At 68.2% G+C, this 16,058-nt stretch carries 14 protein-coding genes and 1 tRNA gene; 8 read left to right on the forward strand and 7 right to left on the reverse strand.

Annotated features, from left to right (window positions below):
• Positions 1–28: 28 nt before the first annotated feature.
• Positions 29–1,258 (forward strand): FAD-dependent oxidoreductase, encoded by a 1,230-nt coding sequence (locus tag ACT3S2_RS06465; protein ID WP_444561418.1) that lies wholly within the window; start codon positions 29–31, stop codon positions 1,256–1,258.
• Between the two features lie 22 nt (positions 1,259–1,280).
• Here ACT3S2_RS06465 and mshC read toward each other — a convergent pair whose 3' ends face one another.
• From mshC to ACT3S2_RS06480, 3 genes are all read right to left on the reverse strand, one after another.
• A complete protein-coding gene (gene mshC, locus ACT3S2_RS06470) occupies positions 1,281–2,540 on the reverse strand; it encodes a cysteine--1-D-myo-inosityl 2-amino-2-deoxy-alpha-D-glucopyranoside ligase (RefSeq protein WP_444561419.1) in 1,260 nt (419 codons plus the stop codon).
• A 40-nt stretch (positions 2,541–2,580) separates the two neighbouring features.
• The gene (locus ACT3S2_RS06475; protein ID WP_444561420.1) at positions 2,581–3,405 is read right to left on the reverse strand and encodes an undecaprenyl-diphosphate phosphatase; all 825 of its coding nucleotides are present in this window, start codon (positions 3,403–3,405) and stop codon (positions 2,581–2,583) included.
• A gap of 72 nt (positions 3,406–3,477) precedes the next feature.
• Positions 3,478–3,777, reverse strand: coding sequence for a hypothetical protein (locus ACT3S2_RS06480; RefSeq protein ID WP_444561421.1), 300 nt, complete (start codon positions 3,775–3,777; stop codon positions 3,478–3,480).
• Between the two features lie 41 nt (positions 3,778–3,818).
• Between ACT3S2_RS06480 and ACT3S2_RS06485 the strand changes: the two genes are divergently transcribed.
• A complete protein-coding gene (locus tag ACT3S2_RS06485) occupies positions 3,819–4,064 on the forward strand; it encodes a DUF5703 family protein (protein WP_444561422.1) in 246 nt (81 codons plus the stop codon).
• Positions 4,065–4,135: 71 nt separating this feature from the next.
• On the opposite strand, the gene ACT3S2_RS06490 is transcribed toward ACT3S2_RS06485, so the two are convergent.
• Entirely contained in the window at positions 4,136–5,464 is a 1,329-nt protein-coding gene (locus ACT3S2_RS06490) for a M20/M25/M40 family metallo-hydrolase (protein WP_444561423.1), read from the reverse strand.
• Between the two features lie 159 nt (positions 5,465–5,623).
• Between ACT3S2_RS06490 and ACT3S2_RS06495 the strand changes: the two genes are divergently transcribed.
• From ACT3S2_RS06495 to ACT3S2_RS06510, 4 genes are all read left to right on the forward strand, one after another.
• Positions 5,624–5,708, forward strand: a tRNA-Leu gene (locus ACT3S2_RS06495).
• Positions 5,709–5,934: 226 nt separating this feature from the next.
• On the forward strand, positions 5,935–7,635 hold the full coding sequence (locus ACT3S2_RS06500; protein ID WP_444561424.1) for a peptidoglycan DD-metalloendopeptidase family protein: 1,701 nt from the start codon (positions 5,935–5,937) through the stop codon (positions 7,633–7,635).
• Positions 7,636–7,709: 74 nt separating this feature from the next.
• Positions 7,710–8,987, forward strand: a complete 1,278-nt coding sequence (locus ACT3S2_RS06505) for a glycosyltransferase (protein WP_444561425.1) — start codon at positions 7,710–7,712, stop codon at positions 8,985–8,987.
• Between the two features lie 122 nt (positions 8,988–9,109).
• The gene (locus ACT3S2_RS06510) at positions 9,110–9,520 is read left to right on the forward strand and encodes a DUF308 domain-containing protein (RefSeq protein ID WP_444561426.1); all 411 of its coding nucleotides are present in this window, start codon (positions 9,110–9,112) and stop codon (positions 9,518–9,520) included.
• Positions 9,521–9,592: 72 nt separating this feature from the next.
• Here the strand turns inward: ACT3S2_RS06510 and ACT3S2_RS06515 are convergent, their stop codons facing one another.
• Genes ACT3S2_RS06515 through ACT3S2_RS06525 form a run of 3 tightly spaced genes read right to left on the reverse strand, consistent with a single transcriptional unit; the run spans position 9,593 to position 13,133 of the window.
• Complete coding sequence (locus ACT3S2_RS06515) at positions 9,593–10,468, reverse strand: MaoC/PaaZ C-terminal domain-containing protein (protein ID WP_444561427.1); 876 nt, start codon at positions 10,466–10,468, stop codon at positions 9,593–9,595.
• Positions 10,465–11,802: a 3-oxoacyl-ACP reductase gene (locus ACT3S2_RS06520; RefSeq protein ID WP_444561428.1), complete on the reverse strand. Its 1,338-nt coding sequence runs from the start codon at positions 11,800–11,802 to the stop codon at positions 10,465–10,467. Before ACT3S2_RS06520 ends, ACT3S2_RS06515 begins: the two co-directional genes overlap by 4 nt.
• A 2-nt stretch (positions 11,803–11,804) precedes the next feature.
• Positions 11,805–13,133 carry an acetyl-CoA C-acetyltransferase gene (locus tag ACT3S2_RS06525; protein ID WP_444561429.1) on the reverse strand — a complete coding sequence of 443 codons (1,329 nt, stop codon included), beginning with the start codon at positions 13,131–13,133 and terminating at the stop codon, positions 11,805–11,807.
• A gap of 64 nt (positions 13,134–13,197) precedes the next feature.
• On the opposite strand from ACT3S2_RS06525, the gene ACT3S2_RS06530 reads away from it, so the two are divergent.
• Positions 13,198–13,950, forward strand: a complete 753-nt coding sequence (locus ACT3S2_RS06530; RefSeq protein WP_444561430.1) for a TetR/AcrR family transcriptional regulator — start codon at positions 13,198–13,200, stop codon at positions 13,948–13,950.
• Positions 13,947–16,058 (forward strand): acyl-CoA dehydrogenase family protein, encoded by a 2,112-nt coding sequence (locus tag ACT3S2_RS06535; protein ID WP_444561431.1) that lies wholly within the window; start codon positions 13,947–13,949, stop codon positions 16,056–16,058. Before ACT3S2_RS06530 ends, ACT3S2_RS06535 begins: the two co-directional genes overlap by 4 nt.

Raw genomic sequence — 16,058 nt, forward strand, 5'->3', positions numbered from 1 at the left:
GGAACAGGCCGGGGAAAGGCACGGAACCATGGTGGAGGACACCCCGCTCACCGGGCAGCTCGAGGCCGCGGCCCGGGACCGGTTGCGCGTACTCGTGGTGGGGGCCGGGGTCGCCGGCGTCTGCGTGGCAGGACTGCTGCGGCGTCGCGGGCTGCATCCCGTAGTACTGGAACGATCCCCCCGCGGTGCGGACGAGGGCTACATGCTGGGGCTGATGCCGCTGGTCGAAGCACCGTTGCGCCGGCTGGGGGCCAGGGACCGTTACCTCCGGCAGAGCGTGGCGATGCATCGCTACCAATTGCGCTCCAGCCGGGGCCGGGTGATCCGCACCTACTCCTTCGACGGGGTGTTCGCCCGCTACGGCAGGTACGGCGGCATCGGGCGCGGGGAGCTGATCGAGGCGATGGCCGGCCCCGGACTGCCGGCCACCCTGGGGGCGTCGGTGGCTGCGTTGGTCCAGGATGCCGCCGGGGCCACCGCGAGGATCCAGACCCCCGACGGCCCGGTGGTGGCCCGCTTCGATCTCGTCATTGCCGCGGACGGGATGAACTCGACCACCCGGGCGCTGGTGGTGGATCCCGCCGACGTCGAGAGGTTCGATACGGGGTGGGGTGGTTGGGTCGCCTGGTCCGACGCCGGGACGGACACCACCAGCAACGACCTCTATGCCGAAACCTGGGGCCGCGGGTTTTTCATCGGACGTTATCCGGTCCGTCACCGGGTGGGTGTCTTCGTCGGCGGGCCCCGCGGTCGGACCGACGCCGGTCCGGCCGCCTTCGTCGACCATCTCCGGACCCGGATCGCCGAGCTGGACCGTCCGACGGCGGACGCCCTGGTCGCCATCGAATCGGCCGATTCGCCTTTTCTCTGGAAGCTCGCTGATGCGCGCAGCCCCCGCTGGGCGCTGGGGCGGGTCATCCTCTTGGGGGATGCGGCCGCCGGCTTCCTGCCGACCGCAGGGGTCGGCGCCGCGATGGCCATCGAATCGGCGGCGGTGCTCGATACCCATCTGGCCGGGGTCCCGGCCACCGGCGTGGCCCGCGCCTTGCTGGACTATGAGCAGGCCCAACGCCCGCGGGTACTGGCCGCCCACGAGAATTCCCGCCGGCTCGCGAAACTGATGTTCGCCACCGGGCGGGCGTTCTGTAGTCTGCGGGACCTGGCGGCACGTTTCATGACGGTCTCCACGGCGCTGGGCCCGATCATTTCCTTGCACCGGCGCGCCCCGCTGACTTCGTCCCTCCGTCCCCGGAGGTGAGCCCCGGGGCGCGGGGGCGCCGCTACGCCAGTTTCAGCCCCAGCAGGGCATCCAGTGCGGCCAGGACCGTGGTGGCTCCCTGGGCGGTGGGATCATTGCCGGGTGCTTCGGCGGCCCATTCGTCGAGGGCCGCCAGTGCCGAGGGGGAATCCAGGTCGTCGGCCAGATGCGTGCGCAGTTGTGCCACGAGTGCTTCGGCCCGTTCCGGCGTCGTCCCGGCAGCCCGGGAGCGCCAGGCGGCCAAGCGGTCCTTGGCCTGGCTCAGCAGTTCATCGGTCCATTCCCAATCGGTGCGGTAGTGCTGGCCCACCAGGACGGCGCGAACGGCCATGGGGTCCTCCCCCGCGGCCCGCAGCTTCGACACCAACACGAGGTTGCCCAGTGACTTGCTCATCTTTTCGCCGTCCAGGCCCACCATCCCGGTGTGGACGTAATGCTCGGCCAGCGGCTTCCCGTCGCCCGCCGTGGCGTGGCCCGCGGAGAATTCGTGGTGCGGGAAGATCAGGTCGCTTCCTCCCCCCTGGACGGTGAAGGGGGCGGGCAGGAAACGCCGGGCGATCACCGAGCATTCGATATGCCACCCCGGGCGGCCTTCACCCAGGCCCGCTCCGTCCCAGAAGGGTTCGCCGGGTCGGCGCAGCCTCCATAGCAGCGGGTCCAGCGTGTTCTTCTTTCCCGCCCGCTCGGGGTCCCCGCCGCGTTCGGCGAAGAACGTGGCCATGGTCTCCTGGTCGTAACCGCTCACCGAACCCAGGCGCCAGACCTCGGAGGCGGCCGCGTCGGAGTCGAAGTAGACGTCGCCGTCGGGCTCGTCCCCGGGGCCGGGCACCCGGTAGGCCAATCCCGCCTCGAGGAGGTTCTCCACCACCGGGACGATCCAGGACACGGACTCGACGGCGCCGATGTAGTGCTCGGGCGGGATCACGTTCAGCGATTCCATGTCCCCGCGGAACAAATCGGTCTGTCCTTCGGCCAGGTCCTTCCAATCGACGCCGGTTTCGGTGGCCCGTTCGAGCAGCGGGTCATCGACGTCGGTGACGTTCTGCACGTAGGTCACGTCCAGTCCGGCGTCGCGCCAGAAACGGTAGAGCAGGTCGAAGGCGACATAGGTGGCGGCATGGCCCATGTGGGTGGCGTCGTACGGAGTGATCCCGCAGACGTACATGCCCGCCTGCTGCTCCGTGGCCGGGGTGAGGACCTCTCCCCGTGAGGAGTCGAAGATCCGCAACGGCGGAGGGGTTCCAGGGAGGGTGGGAATGCTGGGCGCGGGCCATGCGTGCACGAAGGATCGGCCTTTCGAAAGCGGGGTATGGAAGGGGGAATCAGGCGCTGATGACGTTGAAACCCAGGAGGAGGAACAGCACCAGACCCAAAGCGATCCGGTACCACACGAAGACACTGTAGCTGTGGGTGGAAACGTATCTCAGGAACCACCCGATGATCACGAAACCGACGGCGAAGGCAATGACGGTGGCGAGGATGGTTTCCGCCCCGGAATAGACGCTCGGCTCACCGAAGCTCTTGAATGCCTGGAACAGCCCGGAGGCGAAGACCGCCGGGATGGCCAGCAGGAAGGAGTAGCGGGCGGCCGCCTCGCGGGAGTAGCCCATGAGCAGACCACCGGTGATGGTGCCTCCCGAGCGGGAGACCCCCGGGATCAGGGCCAGCGCCTGGGCCAGGCCGAAGAGGATGCCGTGCTTGACGGTCAATTCCTTCAGCTCGCGCTTCTGTTTGCCGTAATAGTCGGCGATGGCCAGGAAGACGCCGAAGACCACGAGCATCGTGGCCACGAGCCACAAGGATCTGAAGGTCGTCTCGATATCGTCCTGGAAGAGCAGCCCCAGCACGCCGATCGGCAGTGAACCGACGATGATGAGCCAGCCCATCCGTGCGTCGGGGTCGCTATGCGGGATCTTGCCGGTGATGGCCCGGAACCAGGCCCGGATGATCCGCACGATGTCACGCCAGAAGAACATGACGACGGCGGTTTCCGTGCCGAGTTGGGTGATCGCGGTGAACGCGGCCCCCGGATCCGCTGCATTGGGCAGGAACTCCCCCACGATGCGCAGGTGGGCGCTGGAGGAGATGGGGAGGAACTCGGTCAGTCCCTGGATCAGGCCCAAAAAGGCCGCTTCAAACCAATTCACGCGTGAAACACTACTTCACCCGGCAGGGCCCGGGCCCACTTATGTGGGGTGTGCCGCATGGAAGGGGACGGTTCAGCGGCGGTCGTCCGTCTCGGAGGCGTCGTCCTCGTCGTCGGAGTCGTCCAGGTCGGGACCATCGTCGTCATCGTCGTCGAGGTCGTCATCGTCGGAGTCGTCGTAGACGTCCAGCGGGGTGACTTCACCATAGGTGTCGTAGAGGGAGTCCTCGTACTCCTCGAAGGCGTCCATCATCCTGTAGGCGGCGCTCTCCACCGCGGGGTCGTCATCGCCCCGGCGTGAGGACACGGCGGAGAGATGTTCTTCGAACGAGGCAACCAGTGCCTGCAGTGCAACACGCGGATCAGTGCTCATGGTCTAGACGTTACCCGTAGAGCGAGCAGAATGGAGGCAAGATGATGAAAAACTCCCCCACAGCAGCACGGAAGTCCACCGACCACGCGGCGGGCTTCGAATATCTGGTCCTCACGGTCCGTCCCGGCCAGTCGATCGCCGATGCCCGGCGTGAACTGGCCGAGCACGCCGAATACGGAAAATGGGAATTGCGCACCACCCGCATCTACATGGGCGGGATGCGCCGATACTGGATGCGCCGCCGCGTCATGCGGGTGACCAGCACCCTGGACAGCTTCCCCGCCTGAACAACGCCGAAGCGGGGCCGGGCTTCATCCTTCCGGACCCTGCCCAGCCGCCCTTCGGGCCCCGGGGCACCCTAGTAGGTGCGCAGCAGCCGGGACAGGACCCGGGTGCCGAATTTCAGTGCGTCCACCGGGACCCGTTCGTCCACACCATGGAACATGCTGGTGAAGTCCAGCTCGTCGGGTAACTGCAGCGGGGCGAAGCCGTATCCCGTGATTCCCAGCCGGGACAACGATTTGTTGTCGGTGCCGCCGGAGAGCATGTAGGGCAGCACGACGGCCCCGGGATCCTCGGCGGAGATCGACGCGACCATGTTGTCCACCAGCGATCCGGAGAAGGGGACCTCCAGTGAGGTATCCGAGTGCTCGGTGGAGAAATCGACTCCGGCTCCTACCAGTTCGCGCAGGGTCTCGTGCAGCAGTTCGTCGCGTCCGGGCAGGGTCCGGCAATCCAGGAAGGCCTCGGCGGCGCCGGGGATGACGTTGTGCTTATAGCCGGATTTCAGGGCCGTGGGATTCGAGGTGTTCTGCAAGGTGGCCCCGACGAACCGGGACACATTGCCCAACGCATCGAGCAACGGTTCCGGATTCCGTTCGTCGAACTCGATGCCCGTGAGCTCGGAGACACCTTCCATCAGTGCCCGGGTGGTCTTCGTGTATTCGATGGGCCATTCATGGGCGCCGATGCGGCTGATGGCCCCAGCCAGCCGGGTCACCGCGTTCTCGTCGTTGATCTGCGATCCGTGTCCGGCGCGGCCCCCGGCGTGCATGGTGAGCCAGTGCAGTCCCTTTTCCGCGGTTTGCAGGAAGTAGGCCCGTCGCCCGCCGACGGTCGAGGAGAACCCCCCGACTTCGCTGATGGCCTCCCCCGCACCGGCGAAGACCTCGGGATGGTTCTCGACCATCCACCCGGCCCCGTAGGTCCCGCCGGCCTCCTCATCGGCGAAGTAGGCGAAGATGAGGTCGCGTTGGGGTTTCACCCCTTCACGGTGCATTTGCCGCTGCACGGCCAGGATCATGGCGTCCATGTCCTTCATGTCCACCGCGCCCCGCCCCCAGATCAGCCCGTCCTTGACCTCGGCGGCGAACGGGTCGACGCTCCAGTCCTCGGCCTGGGCCGGGACCACGTCCAGATGGCCGTGGACTACCAGGGCCGGCAGCGAGGGATCCGTGCCTTCCATCCGGGCCACGACGCTGGCACGGCCCGGGGAGGATTCATAGATCTTCGGGGCGAGCCCTCCCCCGGTCATCAGCTCGGCGACGTACTCTGCTGCCGGACGTTCGGGGCGGGCGTCGTTGCCGCCGAAATTGCTGGTGTCGAAACGGATCAAGGTACGGCAGATTTCTTCGACTTCGTCGGCTGCCGTGATGCCTGCGGCACCGTGGTTTCCTAGCTCGGTCATGGCCTGGCCTTCCGGGTTGTTCGGGTGGTTCCAGCCTAGTCATCCGTGGAAAGAGGGTGGAATTGGGAACTGCCTCACCGACATGTTAGAGTCTTACTCGCTGCTTTCGCCGGGCAGGAAGTCCCACGAGTACTCCCGACCGGCCGAATCGCACCACCTGCGCGGGTGGCGGAATAGGCAGACGCGCTAGCTTGAGGTGCTAGTCCACGTATAGTGGGTGGGGGTTCAAGTCCCCCTCCGCGCACGAAATGAGCCCCGGTTCTCCGGGGCTTTTTTCATGCCCGGGCGCTGCCCCACCCCGCGGCGCTCACCCCTCCCTCCGATTTCCGGTCGGCACCTCTGGTCCAAACTCCCGGGCACGGGTAGCGTGATCTCCACCACTCCGCGGACGACAATGAGTGTCGCAATGCGGGCATAGGGGCCGACCACTCGGGGGAAACATGGGTGCACGGGTGCCAGAGCACCAGCAAGTGCCTCGCCACGCTCCGTCACGCCCGTCCAGCAAAGGCCCACTGCTCAAATGGTTGGGTCTGGCCACGGCGGGCGCACTGCTCATCGGCACGGCCCCGGCCGCCGGCAGCCTTCCCGCACCCGACCCCGCGGCCGCTGCGACCAGCACCGCCTCCACGGAATCCAGCCCGAGCCGTACGGTCCAACCCGTCTTCGCCATGGTCGCCGGCACCTCCCCGCTCCGTGACCCTTCTGCCGGCTCCGGCCTCGGCGGCGGGGACTGGTCCCCGGGCTACCAACCGGAAATCACCTCCATCGTCAGCCCCGACGGCAGCCCGGCCGATGGAGAGGGCCTGCCCTCCCGACGCGGCGCCGAGCACGTCACCACCGGTCCGGCGGGTTTGTTGCCCGGCGGACTGGCCCTCGCCCCACCGGTGGAAACCACCCGGATCACCAGCGGTTTCGGCTGGCGGTTGAATCCGACGGGCCCCGGCTCCTACATCCATATCGGTCAGGACTACGGGGTCGCGTGCGGGACCCCGGTCCGGGCGGCTGCCGATGGGCGCGTCGTCCAATCGGCCTGGGCCGGACATTCAGGCCAACGCGTCCGCGTGGATCATGGAAGCGGCGTCGAAACCGCGTACAGCCATAATTCGCTGCTCGTGGCCCATCAGGGTGACCGCGTGCACCGGGGCGACCTCTTGGCACTGTCAGGCACCACGGGCAACTCCACCGGGTGCCATGTGCATTTCGAGGTCTACCTGCACGGCAAATGGGTCGACCCGGCGAAGTATCTGCCCCGGGTCCCGGGCCAGAAGCGGCCGGTCTCCGAACAGGAGCTACGCCAGATCGCCAAGAGCCGGACTTCCCCGTCCCCCTCGCCCACCCCCTCGCGTACGACGACGGCGGCCTCCTCCAGCGCTCCGGCCGCATCGCACCGGGCCGCGGCGGCCCCGCAGCCCTCGGCGTCGAAGAGCCCCACCGCTGCCGGCCCTGCCCCGAAGGACCCCACACCGGGTACACGCCCACGGCCCGGGCAAACCAAGGAATCCGCGAAGCAACAGGCCCCCGCACATTCCACGGACGTGGAACGGAAACCGCGCTCGTCCTCGACGAAGCCCACCCCCTCGGCTCCTGCTCCGTCCAGCACCCCGACCACGACTCCGGTGAAATCCCCCTCGCCGACACCGGGCAAACCACCAACCAAGGCACCGGCCAAGACGCCGACGAAGACACCGCCGGCCAAACCCACCCCCTCCGCGGCGCCGACCCCCACGGTCACCCCGACGCCCTCGGTGCCGCCGACCTCCACTCCGACCCCGACACCGTCCCCGACCGCCGGTGAGCCGAGCGCTTCGCCGGATCCGGGCAGGGATGAGCCAGCGACCTTGGACGGGCTCTGCCTCGCCTACGAGGACGAATACCTCAGCGGGGAAGAGGACACGGCAAAGGCCCCGGAGCCCCCGGCATCCCGTGTCCTGGGGACGATCGAGATGACTCTCCTGACCCGGGCTGTCAAGGCCCACCCCTGGGCCGGCGACTCGCCCGATACGGAGGAATTCGCGGCGCCCCTGACCGTTGAGGAGGTGGCCCGCCACTGCGGCGAATGGTTCCCTGACGAAGTTGACGGCCAGACGCCGACGGCTGATGTCCCGGCCCTGGTGAAGGCCTTCATCGCGAAAACCAAGAGCACGAAGGACACCGGGGACACCGGCAAGTAGTACCCGGGCGGCCGTTCGGACTAGTCTTCAGGGGAACGCTTGGCCATCCTCCACCCAGCCCTTCCAGGACCTCCATGACGCACGCCCCTCATCCGGCCACCCACCTGCCGGATCCCGAGAATTCGCCACCGCTGCATGTGGCGATGCTCTGCCTGCATACTTCTCCGTTGGACCAGCCGGGCTCGGGGGATGCCGGGGGAATGAACGTCTACGTCCGTGAGGTCGCCCTGGCCATGGCCTCCTCCGGACTGCTGGTGGACATCTTCACCCGTGGCCCCCGGGGCACCGAGTCGGTGTCCTTGAACGAGCGGGTGAGGGTCCACCATGTCCCGGCCGGCCCCGACGGCCCGCTGGCCAAGGAGGATCTGCCCGACCACCTTCCGGAGATCACCGCAAGGATCGCCGGCGGCGACCATGGACCGTTCGACATCATCCACAGCCACTACTGGATGTCGGGGATCGTCGGTCTGGAACTGGCCAGCCGGTGGGAACTGCCCCTGGTCCACACCATGCACACCCTGGCGAAGGTCAAACGCCGGCTCCAACAGGATGCTGAGGAATCGGATCGCCGGGTCGAGGCCGAGACGCAGTTGGCTCGCCGGGCCACCCGACTGACGGCCAACAGCCAAGCCGAGGCCGATGAGCTGGTCACCGACTACGGCGCCGAGCCCTCCCGCATCGACCTGGTGGTCCCCGGAGTGAATCTGCAGACCTTCCACCCCGAAGGGCCCCGGATGTGGGTCGCCGACGCGGGACACACCCCTGGTCCGGCAGTGGATCCCCTGCGGCTGGTCTTTGCCGGGCGCATCCAGAAGCTCAAGGGACCCCAGGTGCTGTTGCGCGCCCTGGGGCTGCTGGCGCGCACCCGGCCGGACATCGAGGTGGAGCTGGCAATCATCGGCTCCCGCAGCGGCTCGAAGGACCTGGACCTGGCGCGGCTGATCGATGAAGAACAGCTCCAGGAGATCGCCCACCTGCTTCCGCCGTCGCCGGCCGACGAGCTGGCTGCCTGGTTCCGGGCCGCCGATGTGGTGGCCGTGCCTTCCTACAGCGAATCCTTCGGCCTGGTCGCCATGGAGGCACAGGCCTGCGGGACCCCCGTGCTGGCCCATGACGTCGGCGGCCTGCGCCATAGTGTCGCCGATGGCTCCACCGGGGTCCTCGTCCCCGATCTCTCGGCGGAAAGCTGGGCCGAGGCCATCGCCCACGCGGCGACGCACCGGGACGACGTCGCACGGATGGGCCATACGGCCGTCGCGAGATCGCATGGATTCAGTTGGATGCATACGGCCACGGCGACCCGGGCGAGTTATGCCAGGGCCACCATCGATTCGGACGAGGTAGCCCCCTGACCCCGAGGGTGTGCTGGTGCCCTGCCGGTTCCACGAAGGACGCCCCGACTCCCGGCCCGAAGTCTCCCACGGCCCGGCTCCCCCGTTCGGGAGGCACCGGGGTTTCGGTCGAAGAAGTTAAAGTGGCCAATAGTCTGACAGTTGCCCCGTCCAGGCCCGTCGGGAATGCCCTGTGGTGGCGTGGACTGGTGTCGATCGTCTTCGGGATCCACGCGATCGTCGATGGCGTGGCGGCCGGCTCCCAGTGGTTCAGCGCGCGCCGCGATCCGAGGCCGCGGCGGCACTCGGAATGGATCCTGGCCGGTGCCGTCATCTCAGTCCTGGCCGGCCTGGTCGCCCCCGGCTTGACGGCGTTGGCCGTGGCCCTGTTCGTCGGTGCCTGGGCCATGATGCTGGGCATCACGGAAGTGGTCGTCGCCATCGCCGCCCGCTGGACGACGTCCTGCTGGTGGGCGGGGTTGGTCTCCGGGATCCTGGCCATCCTCTTCGGGCTGGCGGGCCTCCAGATCCGTCGATCCATCCGGCGCGCCTAGCCTGGCCGGTGGTGTGTCGCCGGTTTTGCTCCGACCACAAACCACCGGCCGCCTCGCCGGGTCGGCAGTGACCTAGAGCGCGCGCACCGCTCCGTGGAAATGCCGGCGGCCCTTCTTCGCGTTCCAGCCCTCGAAGCCGAGGAGCTTCTCGTTCCTGATCACCCCGAAGCTCACCGTGGACGGCAGCAGGACGGGGGATTCGAAGACGATGTCCCAGTGGTATCCGCCCTCGAGCGGTGCCGTCTGGGCCAGTGCCTTGCCGGCCAGGAACATGCCGTGGGCGATCTGGCGTTTCATGCCCAGGGCCTTGGCCGGCAGGGCCCCGAGGTGGATGGGGTTGTAGTCCCCCAGCACCGCGGCGTATTTACGCCCGGTCCCCGCCCCCAAACGCCAGGCGCCCGTCTGCCGGAGCGGGACGAATTCGGGTCGTTGGCCCCGGCGTTCGGGACGCTCCCCGGCCCAGACGCCCTTGGCCAGGTACGTCGACGTGCCCACCCACACGGTTTCTTCCCCGACACTGACCTCGCACACCACGTCCAGCTGGGTGCCGGCCTGGTGGTCGCGCAGCTTCTCTGTCCACGCCCGCACCTTCAGGACCTCATCGACACCCACCGGGCGCAGATGCTCGACCTGGTTGGACAGGTGGACCATCCCCAGCAGGGGCAACGGGAAGTCGCGTGAGGCCAACACGGACATGGCCACCGGGAAGACGGTCCCGTGGATGAAGACGCTCGGCAGGTTCGGACGCACTGTATCGCCCACCAGTCGCTGGTAGGCCTCCAACCGCGTCTGGTCGGGGACCACGCCATGGACCCGGTGTTCGACCTCGGGCAGCACCAGCTCGCTGCTCGAGCGGCTCAGCTGGTTGCGGACCTGATGGGCCACCGCTTCGGCGTAGAGCTTCGGCAGCGCCGGGACGGCATCCAGGTCGACGAGGCGGCGGCTCATGCGCCCACCAGCGACTGTCCGCAGACCCGCAGGGTCTGTCCGTTGATGCCCCCGGCGGCGTCGGAGGCCAGGAAACCGATGGCTTCGGCAACGTCCAGCGGCTGGCCGCCCTGCATCAGCGAGGGCAGCAGCATCCGCCCCACGGCCCGGGTGGCCACGGGGATCTTGGCGGTCATCTCGGTTTCGATGAAGCCGGGGGCGACGGCGTTGATGCCACCGTCGCGTTCGACCATCGCCGACGCAGTGGAGGCGACCATGCCCATGACCCCGGCCTTGGAGGTGGCGTAGTTGGTCTGACCGCGGTTCCCGGCAATGCCGCTGGTGGAGGCCAGAGACACGATGCGCAGCCCCGGCAGATCTGCGGCCAGGAACGCCTCGTTCATGCGCAGTTGCGACTGGATGTTCACTGCGATGACCGAATCCCAGCGTGCTGCGTCCATGTTGGCCAGCAGCTTGTCCCGGGTGATCCCGGCGTTGTGGATGACGATGTCCAGCTGTCCATGGCGGCCCAAGGCGTGCTCCATGATCACCGCTGCGGCGTCGTCCCGGGTGATGTCGAGCTGTAGTGCGGTACCGCCGATCCCGTTGGCGACCGCGGCCAGTGATTCCCCGGCCTGCGGGACGTCGACGGCCACGATCGTGGCACCGTCGCGGTGCAGGGTCCGGGCGATGGCCGCACCGATGCCCCGGGCTGCGCCGGTCACCACGGCGACCTTGCCGGCCAGCGGCTGGTCCCAGTCCGCCGGCAGGACACCGCGTTCGGACTCGACGTTGATGAACTGTCCATCGACGTAGGCACTGCGTCCGGAGAGCAGGAAGTGCAGGGCGGCTGCCCCCGAGGGGGCTGCGGCGCCGATGCCTTCGGCGAGCAGGATCCCGTTGGCGGTGGCACCACCGCGCATTTCACGGCCCAGGGAGCGCAGCAGACCGGTGACGCCCATCCGGGCGGCCGACCGGGCGGGGGCGTCGTTGACGGTCGCCGGGCGTGAAATGGAGACTACGCGCCCACCGGGTAGCAGGCTGCGCAACGCGGCACCCGCCTCCAGGGCAACGGCCGACAGATCGCCGGGGGCCTCCACGGCGTCCAGGGCCAGGATCAGCGCGCCGAGCTTCTCGGGGCCTCCGGCATGGCGGCGGACGTCGAGTCCCCAACCCAACAGGGTCTCCGTGAGGTCATGGGCGGCGGAGCCGGCGCCGAGGACGACGACGGGTCCCGGGACCAGCGGCTTGCCGGGCTCATAGCGGCGCAGGATCGTGGGACGCGGGAGACCCAGCGTCTTGGCCAGATCCTTGGTGAACCCGGTGTTGACGAGCTTCAGGTAGTTGTCGGCCATGGTTAGCGTGCCTCCAAAATCGCCACGACGCCTTGGCCGCCGGCTGCGCAGACGGAGATCAGGCCACGGCCCGAACCCTTCTCATGCAGCATCTTGGCCAGCGTGGCCACGATGCGTCCGCCGGTGGCGGCGAACGGGTGGCCGGCGGCCAGCGAGGAGCCGTTGACATTCAATCGGCTGCGGTCGATCGACCCCAGCGGGGCTTCGAGCCCCAGGTTGTTGCGGCAGAAATCCTCGTCCTCCCAGGCGGCCAGCGTGCTGAGCACGGTCCCGGCGAAGGCCTCGTGGATCTCGTAGAAGTCGAAGTCCTGCAAGGTCAGTCCGTTGCGGGCCAGCAGGCGCGGCACGGCGTAGGCGGGGGCCATCAGCAGGCCGTCCCCGCCGTTGACGAAATCGGCGGCCCCGGCTTCGAAGTCCACGAAGTTGGCCAGCATCGGCAGATCGTGTGCGCGGGCGTAGTCCTCCGAACCGATCAGCACGGTCGCGGCCCCGTCGGTCAACGGGGTGGAGTTCCCGGCGGTCATCGTGGCCTGATCCCCCAGGTTCTTGCCGAAGGCCGGCTTCAGGGTGCCCAGCTTCTCCAACGTGCTGTCCGGACGCAGGTTCGTATCCCGGCTGACCCCGCGGAAGGGGGTGATGAGGTCATCGAAGAAGTGCCGGTCATAGGCCGCGGCCATGTTCTTGTGGCTGGCCAGCGCGAGTTCGTCCTGGGCCTGGCGGGTGATGCCCCAGGCGGCCGTGGTGACGGCCTGGTGGTCGCCCATCGACAGCCCGGTGCGCGGTTCCCCGGTGCCCGGTGCGGCGGGCGAAAGATCCTTGGGACGGAACTTCGACAGTGCCGAGAGCCGCTGCTGCAGGGTGCGGGCCCGGGTCAGTTCCAGCAGGACGGCGCGCAGGCCCTCGCTGACGGCGATGGGCGCATCGGAGGTGGTGTCCACCCCGCCGCCGATCCCGGATTCGATCTGCCCGAGGCGGATCTTATTGGCCAGCGACCCGATCGCTTCCATGCCGGTGGCACAGGCCATCTGCACGTCATAGGCGGGCGTGGTCGGCGACAGTGCCGTTCCCAGGACTGATTCGCGGACCAGGTTGAAGTCCTTGGAGTGCTTCAGGACGGCTCCGGCGGCGACCGCCCCGATGCGCTGGCCCTGCAGCCCGAAACGAGCCACCAGGCCGTCCAGGGCGGCGGTGAGCATCTCCTGGTTCGAGGCGGTGGAGTATTTGCCGTTGGACCGGGCAAAGGGGATGCGGTTGCCGCCGATCACGACGGCGGGACGCGGACCGGTGGTGCCGGTCGTCGTGGACTGGGCGGGGGAAGCCGGGTCGGCCATGGAATGACTCCTGACGATGTGAAGTTGATTACCGATACCTAGCGTACCTGATACGCTGGGTATCGTGAACACTTCAGAGCCCTCCGCAACCGGCGGGGCGGGCGCCACCGGAGACGGGCGCTCCGCCCGGTGGGACGCCCACCGTCAGTCCCGGCGCACCGAACTGGTCAAAGCCGCCCGTTCGGTCATCCACCGCATGGGCCCTTCGGCCTCGATGGACGACTTCGCCGCAGCCGCCGGAACCTCCAAATCCGTGTTCTACCGGTATTTCCGCGATAAGGACGGATTGCGCCAGGCCATGGGTGAGATGGCGATCGGCCAGATGCGGGCCAAGGTCGTCGACGCCGCCCGCCGGGCCACCACCGAGGAAGCCGGTCTGCGGGCCATGGTCAAGGCCTACCTGCAGATGGCCCAGACGTCACCGAACGTCTACTTCTTCGTCACCGACACCGCCCGTGATCCGTTCCGGCCGACCCCCGCCACGACGGGCGACGCCCCCTTGGACGACTTCTTCGCGGAGATCACCTCCATGATGAAGGAACGCATGCATGCCTACCTGAACGGCCGGCATGGCGCGGCAGGGGCGACCAGCCCGGCGCTGGAACTCTGGCCGACCGCCTCGATCGGCATGGTCCGGGCCGCGGGCGAAGCCTGGCTGCGGACCGCCGCGAGCCCCGGCAAACCCGATGAACTCGAATTGACCCAAACCATCACGACCTGGCTGGTCTCCGGTATCACCGGGCATCCCCCCGGTGGGACCGAACAGCCCCGACATCCCAGCAACGAAGCTACCGAATTGGAAAGGCACACGACGTGACCCAGCAGAACACCGCCGGCTCCGGCCGGACAGACCCCCGCATCGACGTCGCCGCACTCGCCGAACAGCTCTTGGGCCAGTGGGCCGAGGACCGCCGCACCTCACGCCGGCTCGCCGGCCGCGACGACCTCCAGCGCATCGAGGGCCAGTCCATGGACGAGCACCGCGAACGCGTCTTCAACCAGCTGTCCATCCTCGTGGACGAAGGCGCCATCCAGCGCGCCTTCCCCGAGACGATGGGCGGTGCGAACAACCACGGTGGGAACATCGCCGCCTTCGAGGAACTCGTGGTCGCCGATCCGTCCCTGCAGATCAAGGCCGGCGTGCAGTGGGGCCTCTTCGGTTCCGCGGTCCAGCACCTGGGCAGCACCGAACACCACCAGAAGTGGCTTCCCGGGATCATGAACCTGGAGATCCCCGGGGCCTTCGCCATGACGGAGATCGGCCACGGGTCGGACGTCGCCAGCATCGACACCACGGCGACCTATGACCCGGCCACCGAGGAATTCGTCATCCACACCCCCTTCCGGGCCGCGTGGAAGGAGTTCCTGGGCAACGCCGCGAAGCACGGTCGCGCCGCCGTGGTCTTCGCCCAGCTGATCACCAACGGGGTCAAGCATGGGGTCCACGCCTTCTACGTACCCATCCGCGATGACAACGGGTTCCTGCCCGGCGTCGGCGGCGAGGACGACGGCCTGAAGGGCGGGCTCAACGGCATCGACAACGGCCGCCTGCACTTCACCCAGGTCCGCATCCCGCGCACCAACCTGCTCAACCGCTACGGCGATGTCGCCGTCGACGGGACCTACACCTCCCCCATCTCCAGCCCGGGGCGCCGGTTCTTCACGATGCTCGGAACCCTGGTCCAGGGGCGGGTCTCCCTCGACGGTGCCGCGGTGGCCGCCTCCAAGGTGGCCCTGCAGATCGCCACCACCTACGCCCACCAGCGTCGCCAGTTCAACGCGACCTCCACGGTGCAGGAGGAGACCCTGATGGACTACCAGCGCCACCAGCGTCGCCTCATCCCGCGGATCGCGACCACCTATGCGATGTCCTTCGCCCACGAGGAGCTGTTGGAGAAGTTCGACGGCGTGTTCTCCGGAACCGCCGATTCCGATGAGGACCGGCAGGACCTGGAGACCCTGGCTGCCGCGTTGAAGCCCACATCCACGTGGAACGCCCTGGACATCGTCCAGGAGTGCCGCGAGGCCACCGGTGGTTCCGGCTACATGACGAAGAACCGCTTCACCTCCCTCTACGCGGACCTCGACGTGTATGCGACGTTCGAAGGCGACAACACGGTGCTGCTGCAGCTGGTCGCCAAGCGCCTGCTGACCGATTACGCCCAGGAGTTCCGCCACCTCGATGCCGGCGTCCTGGCCCGCTATGTGGTCCGGCAGGCCGGCAACGTGGCGATCAACCGTTCGGGTCTGCGCCAGCTGGCCCAGACCTTCTCCGATACCGGTTCGGAGAAGCGCTCGGCAAACTTCCTCAAGGATGCCGAGACCCAGCGCGGTCTGCTGACCGACCGTGTCGGCACCGCGGTCGGTGAGGTCGCCGACGCGATGCGCGGGGCCGCCAAGCTGCCCCAGGCCGAAGGCGCCAAGGTCTTCAACGAGCACCAGAACGAGATCATCGAGGCGGCCCGCGCCCACGCCGATCTGCTGCTCTGGGAGTCGTTCACCACGGCCCTGGGCAAGATCCAGGACGAGGGCACCCGCCAGGTCATGACCTGGGTCCGGGACCTCTACGGCCTGCAGCTGATCGAGAAGGACCTGTCCTGGTATGTGATGCACGGACGCCTCTCGAACCAGCGGGCCAGGACCCTGGGCCCGTACATCAACCGGTTGCTGGCCCGTCTGCGTCCGCACGCCCAGGACCTGGTCGACGCCTTCGGCTACGGCCCCGAGCACCTGCGGGCCGACATCTCCTCGGGCATCGAGGCGGAGCGTCAGGACGAAGCGGCCGAGTACCTGCGCCGGGAACGGGCCAAACCCGATGCCCCCATCGACGAGAAGATCCTCGTCGCCCGTCGCAAGGCGGCCGAGAAGGCCAAGCGCAAGGCCGCGAAGTCGGCGGCCACCCAGGGCAAGAAGGTCGGCGCCTAG

It is taken from the genome of Arthrobacter sp. AOP36-A1-22 (assembly GCF_052377615.1).
Taxonomy (GTDB): domain Bacteria; phylum Actinomycetota; class Actinomycetes; order Actinomycetales; family Micrococcaceae; genus Arthrobacter_H.